Below are 8,346 nucleotides of genomic sequence, written 5' to 3'. Positions count from 1 at the left end.
ATTGATTTTATCGTATTTAACGCACCGTATGGAACATTATGGCTACTTCATCAATTTTTTTGGATTTTAGTTTACTTAAAAATAATGCCCATTTTCGCGCTATCTTTATTGCCCGTATGTTATCTGTCTTTGCATTAGGGATGCTGACGGTTGGTGTGCCTGTCCAAATGCAGTTTCTGACAGGATCTACCTTACAGGTCGGGATTGTGGTGGCACTGGATGGCGTTGGTATGTTCATCGGGTTAATCTTGGGTGGAATACTGGCTGATCGTTATGATAGACGTAAACTTATTTTGTTTGCCCGTGGCACCTGTGGTCTCGGTTTTGTCGCTCTGAGTGTTAACGCATTTCTAGACTCTCCGTCCCTGTATATGCTCTATTTTCTTTCTGTTTGGGATGGTTTTTTTGGTGCGTTGGGGATGACGGCATTAATGGCAGCCATCCCCAATTTAGTCGGGCGGGAGAATCTGGCGGCGGCAGGGGCCTTGAGTATGATTACTGTTCGCATCGGTGCCATTATTTCACCGGCATTGGCAGGGATTATTATTGTTGTTGGTGGACCAGGATGGAACTTTGCCGTGGCAGCCATCGGTACATTAGCCACGTTGTTACCCCTGATGAGGCTCCCTGAAATGAAGCCCCAACCAAGTAAGCAGGAGCATCCAATCAGTGCATTGATAAGCGGAGTGAAATTTGTTTGTCAGCATAAAATTGTGGGCAGTGTCATATTGGTAGGGATGATGATTAGTATCGCGGGAGCCGTGCGTATCCTGTTTCCTGCCTTATCTCAGGAAGTCTACCACCAAGGGCCGTCAGCAACGGGGTTGATGTATTCCGCTGTTCCCTTGGGAGCCATGCTCGGCGCCTTTACCAGCGGCTGGATAGGACGCAGTACCCGACCTGGTGTTCTGCTTGTTATATGTGCCCTGTGCTCCTTTATCACGTTATCCCTGCTAGGGATCGTGACCAATATCATTCTGGCATTACTTGTGTTGGTTTGTTATGGATATTTGAATGCATTTGCATCCTTACTGCAATTTACCCTTGTTCAGAGTCATACACCGGATCATTTACTGGGGCGAGTGAACAGTTTTGTCACTGCTCAAGATGTTACTGGCGATTCTTTGGGAGCATTGGGATTAGGTTTTATGGGCCGTTTGTTATCTCCGGTAATCACTGTTTTTTCGTTTGGAACTTTTGCTGCACTTACCTGCTTGTTGCTTGCAACAGTAGTAAAACCTTTACGTCATTCTACCCTGCGTGACAGAGAAACAAGCACCTTAGAGCAAAGGTTGCAGCAAGATGATAATTAATTGAAACCAGGGTTATACCAATCGTCTTTCAAGATGCGTCTTATATCTCCCCGCTATGCGGGGAGATATAAACAATTACATTGACTTACAAGCTGCAACTTGAAATTCATTGGGTATATACGCATTAAACTTCAAACTGCAATTTACAACACGATATGAAACCTGACATCTCCCCGCTCCGCGGGGAGATGTCACACGCATCTTGAAGTTAGATTGGTATAACGGAAATGCAGAACTATTTCAATGTATCAAAATAACACTATAACAAGGAAAGTTATGGCTAGGTTAAAATTTATTAATATAAAGGTTGATTAAATATGGCATTTTATGATGAGTGTTGGTGGTATAAATCGTGTAGGTAATAGCTTTGATTAAACCTGCTTTCTTTTGATAACAATCTAAAAATCAGCACGCCTTTTTTAGTCTTTCCCTGCTTTTTAGACAACTATCACTTTGATGGTTTCAAGCTGCCTACACAATAAAAAAACAGAAGAGCTGGCATCTTTGCAAATCAACAATGGATGGTGACTAAAATGAATAAGAGCGACAGAAGACCTTGGAACACGCTGACTTCCACACGTTTATCAGTCAAAACCCAACCACGAGTGCTTTATCACGCTATAGCTTGCTGTTTGGCTGCTGCGGCCAGCGCAGGCGCCTATGCCGAAAATTATGTTGAAAAAGGACGGACTGGCGATCCTGCCAGTTGGCGTTCCAGTGAGTTTTCGGGCCAATGGGGGCTTGGTGCGATTCACGCTGATGAAGCCTATGCTAGAGGCTATACCGGTAAAGGGATTAAATTAGGCATATTTGATCAGGCAGTTTATGCCAAGCATCCTGAGTTTATGGGAAAAGATAAAGTCATCAACTTAAAGACTTCTGGGATACGTGAATATACTGATCCCTATATTCCGGTGAAGAAAGGTGATTCATTTACTTATGATGGCATGCCGTCCGTAGATAGGTACGGAAGGCTGGGAACACATGGTGTCCATGTGGCTGGCATAGCGGCAGCTAACCGAGATGGCAGAGAGATGCATGGCGTGGCCTATAACGCCCAAATACTCACTGCGGATAACGGTGATCCTGGCCCTGAAGATGGCATTATCTTGGGTAATGATGGGGGTGTTTACCAGGCTGGTTGGCATGCACTGAGAGACAGCGGCGCTCGTATCATTAACAACAGCTGGGGGATTGGTATTGATCGGGAGCTTGAAAAGGGGGGAAGCGATCCGAACGCCGCTCATTTTACCTTGGCTGAAGCTCAGATGCAGTTTGATGAAATCAAACCGATTTTGGGTACAAAACCTGGTGGGGCATATCAGGGGGCAATTGATGCTGCCCGCAGCGGCATTGTGACAATTTTTGCTGCTGGCAACAGTAATAACTACAGTAATCCAGATGCTATTGCGGGCTTGGCTTGGTTTGTGCCTGAGATTGCACCAAACTGGTTGACCGTCGCGAGCTTGCAACAAAATCCAAATAGTTCCAATAGCGTGCCTTATACCATCAGCGATTTTTCCTCCCGCTGTGGCTATACTGCCAGTTTTTGTGTCAGCGCACCGGGTAGCTGGATATATAGCTCAGTTATTAAGGGAACAGGGATAGACAATATTACCACGGGCTATGACAGCTATAGAGGGACCTCAATGGCCGCGCCACATGCTGGTGGTAGTATTGCGGTATTGATGGAACGTTTTCCCTATATGACCGGCGATCAAGTCGCTTCTGTGCTTCGTACGACGGCTACTGATCTAGGGGAAAAGGGCATTGATGAGCTTTACGGCTGGGGATTGATCAACCTCGGTAAAGCAATAAATGGTCCTGGCATGTTCTATACCGCGGAAGATATTCCTGAAAAATTCCGCATTCCAGATCCTGACGGAGTCGCTTACGGTAAGGGACAGTTTATTGCTGATATTCCGGGTGTTGGTGCCGTGCTCGATAAGGGTAAACCGACTGAACGCGTCTGTGATGCTGGTCAGTGTGCCCAGGATCAATGGAGCAATGATATCAGTGGTCATGGTGGATTAACCAAACAAGGCAGAGGTGCACTGACTCTCAGTGGTCAGAATACCTATTCTGGCCCAACACTGGTCAAACAGGGATTACTGGACGTTAGCGGTAGTGTCTCTTCCAGCGTTGCAGTAATGGAAAGTGGCACACTTGGTGGGAATGGTACGGTGGGAGCGCTCAATGTGCAGCGTGGCGGTACGGTAGCACCGGGTAACTCTATAGGGACGCTTAAGGTTGCCAAAAAAATTACCTTTGAACCTGGTTCTTATTACGCTGTTGAAATTGCTTCCGATGGGCGCAGTGACAAAATTCAGGTTGAAGAAAGTGCACTGCTCAATGGCGGAAAGGTTAGTGTTTCCCTTGAGAATACGGCCAACTTACTTTCGTTTGAAGATGTGCGAAGCCTGAGTGGTCAGCAATACACTATTCTTAGTGCGAAGCAGAATATCAATGGTCGCTTCGATGGTGTTGTCCCGATTTATCTCTTCCTTGGCACTGGATTGTCTTATCAACCTGGTGAAATTAATCTCCATGTTGGACGTAATGAGACGGCTTTTGTCGATTTTGCTAAGACACAAAATGAACGTGCAGTGGCTGCTGCCGCGGATACACTTGGGATGGGGAATCCGGTTTACGAAAGTATCTTAACCAGTCGTTCTGCGGAGCAAGCCCGCTCTGCGTTCCGTCAGCTTGATGGGCAAATTCACGCTGATATCGCGTCTCAGTTGGTTAATGACAGCCGTTATTTACGTGATACCTTGAATTCTCGTTTGAGTCAGGCTGAAGGCCGTTCATCTTCGCCCGATATTCATGGCGACAATAACGGTGCGTGGGTTCGGCTGTTTGGTGCATGGAGCCACGCTTCTGGTACAGCGAATGCGACGGGCTATCAGGCTTCAAACTATGGTTTATTCCTTGGTGCGGATGCGCTTATTGATGAATATAGCCGTTTTGGTATCGCAACGGGTTACACCCGTACTTCCCTTGATGGCGCTAACAATGCGACTGCTGACAGTAATAACTATCACCTTGCTCTTTATGGTGACCGTCAATTTGGTGACTTTGTGTTGCGAGCCAATAGCGGGTTCACGTGGCACCGTATTGATACCAAACGCTTTATCAGTTATGGCAGTCAGCGTGATAGTGAGAATGCCAAGTACAGTGGGCGAACAACACAATTATCCGCTGAACTTGCTTATCTTCTACCGACAGGGGTTGTGAATTTGGAGCCGTTCATTAACCTGGCTTACGTCAATTTCCGCAATGAAGGTATTAACGAAGATGGGGTTGCTGCTGCACTTCACGGTAACAGCCAACATACTGAAGCAACGCTCTCTACCTTGGGATTGCGTGCTAATCATAGCTGGCAGGCTGCATGGGGTTCTTCAATTACCCTAAATGGAGAATTAGGCTGGCAGCATCAATATGGTGAGCGTGAACGAGCAACCGGTTTAGCGTTCCGTGGCAGCAACACAACCTTTGTGACTCGCAGTGTACCTGCTTCTCGTGATGGCATGGTGCTGAAAGCGAATGCGGAGATGAGTGCAAGTAATAACGTTTCATTCACTCTTGGCTATAGTGGGTTGCTCTCCAGCCGTCATCAGGACAATAGTATGAATATCGGTTTTAGATGGCAATTCTGATGACAGCTGGGATGTAAATATTCGATAAAATATGTGGAGTCAGTAATGTTGGCTCCACCATATTTGTGTAGTGAATATTTTTTATGGTTTTATTGTGGTGTATTAAGTGCCATTTCTAATAATGTCCTTTAATTCTTTATCTTTCATTATTGAAGAACCTCAGTTTCATTTCGTATTGGTGTAACTACTAAAACATCACCCAAAATAGGGGTGTCGTTTTCAAAAAGCAGCACACGACCTGTCAGCTCGATTGCTGCAGTTGTGTGGCTGGCGATTCAAGCGGCCTCTAAAAAATGGCCGAGCTAAGATTAGCGTCTTGCGATAGGGCGTTAAATATGCTCAACGAACTCTTATCCGCTATTGCTTCAGGTCATAACGAAGATAATATCTTTGATGTTGCTACTATCATTCTGTATCTTGCGAATATCAGTGAATATGATGCTTATCACTGACTGTTAAATCAGAATCCAGTTTCGCTAATGGAAATTCAAGAGGTTGTGATAGTTACTATTACATTTGCAATTATTTTTACAACAATAAGTTAACAATTATTATGACATACCGTTTATCATCTAAAGATATTTGGGCATTGGGCTTGATGACCTTTGCCTTATTCGTCGGGACAGGAAATATCATCCTGCCAATGGTTGACCTGCAGGCGGGTGAGCATGTTTGGAGTGCTGCTGCTGGTTTTTTGCATACAGCTATGGAGCCAGATACATATGCTAACACTGTATTTATTCGGGGGTTAGCATGAGTCAACAATGGACATCCCGTCTGGGACACATATTAGCAGCAACCGGATCTGCGGTTGGCATTGGTGCCATCTGGAAATTCTCATATGTTTCAGCAACAAATGGTGGCGGAGCATTTCTGGTTGTATTTTTATTGTTTAGCTTTGTCATTGGATTAGCCGTTCTGTTAGCTGAAAACATGCTGGGAAGCAGTACGGGTGAAGTGGCCGTTAATGCGTTTAAAAAATTACTTGGTAAACATTGGGGATGGGTTGGCCTCATCGGTGTATTCAGTTCATGGTGTATCTATAGCTTCTACAGTGTTGTCGGTGGTTGGACCATAGGCTACACAGTGATGGCAAGTACAGGAAAATTGAACATTACAGAAGTCTCTCAACTGACATCTATTTTCACCAATTTCATCAGCAATCCATGGTGGCCGATAATCGCACATCTGGCATTTTCAGGGTTAACCTGCTTCGTGGTATTATCTGGCGTGCAAAAAGGTTTAGAAAAATCAGTTAAGGTCATGATGCCACTGTTATTCTTGATCATGATAGTGTTAATTATTGTTGGCATCCGTTTACCAGGCTCATCAGAAGGTCTAAAACTATTCTTATATCCAGACTTCAATAGCTTGACCGGAAAAGGTGTTTTAGATGCATTGGGATTGGCATTTTTTTCGTTGTCTATTGGGTTAGGTATCCACATTACGTACAGTTCTTATTTGCCTAATAACAAAGGCATCGGTAAATCGAGTATCTGGGTTGTCAGCCTCTCCTGTCTGGTTTGTGTATTGGCTGGCCTGATGATTTTTCCTGCTTTGGCAGCTGCTGGCTTAAAACCCAATGCCGGGCCTGGCTTAACGTTTATGACAATGCCAATTTATTTTGCCAGCCTTCCGGGTGGTTCAATCTTGGCAGTGACTTTCTTTTTATTGTTATTAATGGCAGCACTGACCTCAGCAATTTCATTACTTGAGCACATTGTTGCCTATTGCCAATCGCGCTTTAAATGGTCACGTCGTAAAGCAAGTTTAAGAGTGACGGCATCGATTATGTTAATGGGTATCCCTGTTTCCTTATCTTTTGGACCTCTAAGTGATATTACATTAGGTGGAAAAACCATCTTCGACATGTTGGACTTTATTACTTCCAATGTTCTCATGCCATTATTCGGGATTATTATTTGCCTCGTATTTGGCTGGTCAAGTAAGGTCAATGCATTAATACCGGATAATATGTCATTGCGGAAACGTCAGTGTTTGCGGTTTATATGGCGATATGTCGGACCTTTATGTATCGGGGTAATTTTGGTACACGGACTGATTTGATTATGTTAAGTATCATCTTTCATTTATTTGATAGAGAATGATGCTGCTATTTTGTAACGCTGTTACAATTTAGGTAAAAATTTAAACGGGCGAGTTTATCTACCAAAACCGCCCGTTAGTTATCGTCAAAATGCCTTGAATCAATTTTAATCCTTTAACGCACTCAAATGTTTGATGGGAAATTTCATATGGAGTTTATATGCATTAAACTTCAAGTTGCAATTTACAACACCATATGAAACGTGATTTCTCCCCCGCAAATCGGGGATAAATCACACGCATCTTGAAGTTAGATTGGTATAGATTTATATTGAATATTTGGCTAATCAAGATAATAACTGATTAGCCAAATTAAATTCATTACCTTGCTATCACAATCTTACCATTAATAATGGATAAATAAGGGCTATAAGTTGCAGTATCACCGGTGATTTTATTGTCGAACAGTATAGGTGAACGACCATGAGCACCAGCTTCCAGACGGAATAGACGCCCATTTCTATAACTGACTAATTTGAATTTTTTCCATTCTGGATCTACTCTGACTATATATTTATCACTATCGATTTTATCTTCAAACACCATAGAATGGAAAAAAAACTTAGCGTTACTGTTATCTGCAATAGCCCATTCCTCCCAGGCAGGTTTACTCATGCGCCATATTTTATCCAAATCCTTTTGAGCAAATGAATGAATTATTTCCTGATAGAAAGATTTTATAATTGGCAAATCTTTTTCTGTCACCGGTTGGGCTTTTGTCCACATCCACTCAGGCAATCCATCAATTGAATATGTTTTTTTCGCAGAAAATAAACCTTCTTCTGCTGGTATTGTGGACATACCAGTAAAATCAAAGCCCGCCTTCTCATTAGGTATATTCTTGAGTGATTCTTCAGTGACTGGATTGCCATCTTTATCAGCGACTAATTTAATGCGACTAATGACGTCATCATTTTCTCCATAAGCTGACACTTTTTTTAATGTTGCTTCACATCGAGATTCAGGCATAAGTTCTTCTTCAAAAGAGCGACTGCCAAATAGTAACTCTATGGTATTAGATCCATTTTCTAAAAAAGCGGTTGAATTTATACCGCTGGATTGAATTCCATGGGGAGCATCTAAATTATCCATAGCTGTCATGCCATTAATACGTACTACGCGGTCACGTATTCAAAATGTTGATTGGTCTTAAATATAACGCGATGCTCGACTTTAACACCCAATAACGAGAGTTTGTTGAAGCCAATCGCGTTGTTTTTTACCTTGTTTAAAGTTGGCAAAAATACCTAATGTGTGAGAAAGCAGCT

Annotated in this window: 4 protein-coding genes and 2 pseudogenes; 4 read left to right on the top strand and 2 right to left on the bottom strand. The window is 43.3% G+C overall.

The genetic code is table 11. The features are described from left to right. The first annotated feature begins 38 nt into the window (after positions 1-38). The 4 genes and pseudogenes from entS (at position 39) to IQ211_RS08660 (ending at position 7,039) form a co-directional block, all read left to right on the top strand. Entirely contained in the window at positions 39-1,313 is a 1,275-nt protein-coding gene (entS, locus tag IQ211_RS08675) for an enterobactin transporter EntS (RefSeq protein ID WP_189759888.1), read from the top strand. Positions 1,314-1,846: 533 nt separating this feature from the next. Then, on the top strand, positions 1,847-4,972 hold the full coding sequence (locus IQ211_RS08670) for an autotransporter outer membrane beta-barrel domain-containing protein (protein WP_223281722.1): 3,126 nt from the start codon (positions 1,847-1,849) through the stop codon (positions 4,970-4,972). Positions 4,973-5,525: 553 nt separating this feature from the next. After that, a pseudogene (locus tag IQ211_RS08665) lies at positions 5,526-5,681 on the top strand (branched-chain amino acid transport system II carrier protein); the annotation flags it as partial. Positions 5,682-5,725: 44 nt separating this feature from the next. Next, positions 5,726-7,039 carry a sodium-dependent transporter gene (locus IQ211_RS08660; RefSeq protein ID WP_189759886.1) on the top strand — a complete coding sequence of 438 codons (1,314 nt, stop codon included), beginning with the start codon at positions 5,726-5,728 and terminating at the stop codon, positions 7,037-7,039. Between the two features lie 360 nt (positions 7,040-7,399). Here the strand turns inward: IQ211_RS08660 and IQ211_RS08655 are convergent, their stop codons facing one another. Then, entirely contained in the window at positions 7,400-8,170 is a 771-nt protein-coding gene (locus IQ211_RS08655; RefSeq protein ID WP_189759885.1) for a hypothetical protein, read from the bottom strand. An 81-nt stretch (positions 8,171-8,251) separates the two neighbouring features. Next, positions 8,252-8,346, bottom strand: a pseudogene (locus IQ211_RS20100) (IS982 family transposase); the annotation flags it as partial.

Origin of the sequence: Xenorhabdus griffiniae (genome assembly GCF_015163655.1) — a bacterium.
In the GTDB taxonomy this organism is placed as follows: Bacteria; Pseudomonadota; Gammaproteobacteria; order Enterobacterales; family Enterobacteriaceae; genus Xenorhabdus; species Xenorhabdus griffiniae.
The sequence above is the reverse complement of the archived record's forward strand: the minus strand, read 5'-3'. Positions and strand labels throughout refer to the sequence as shown.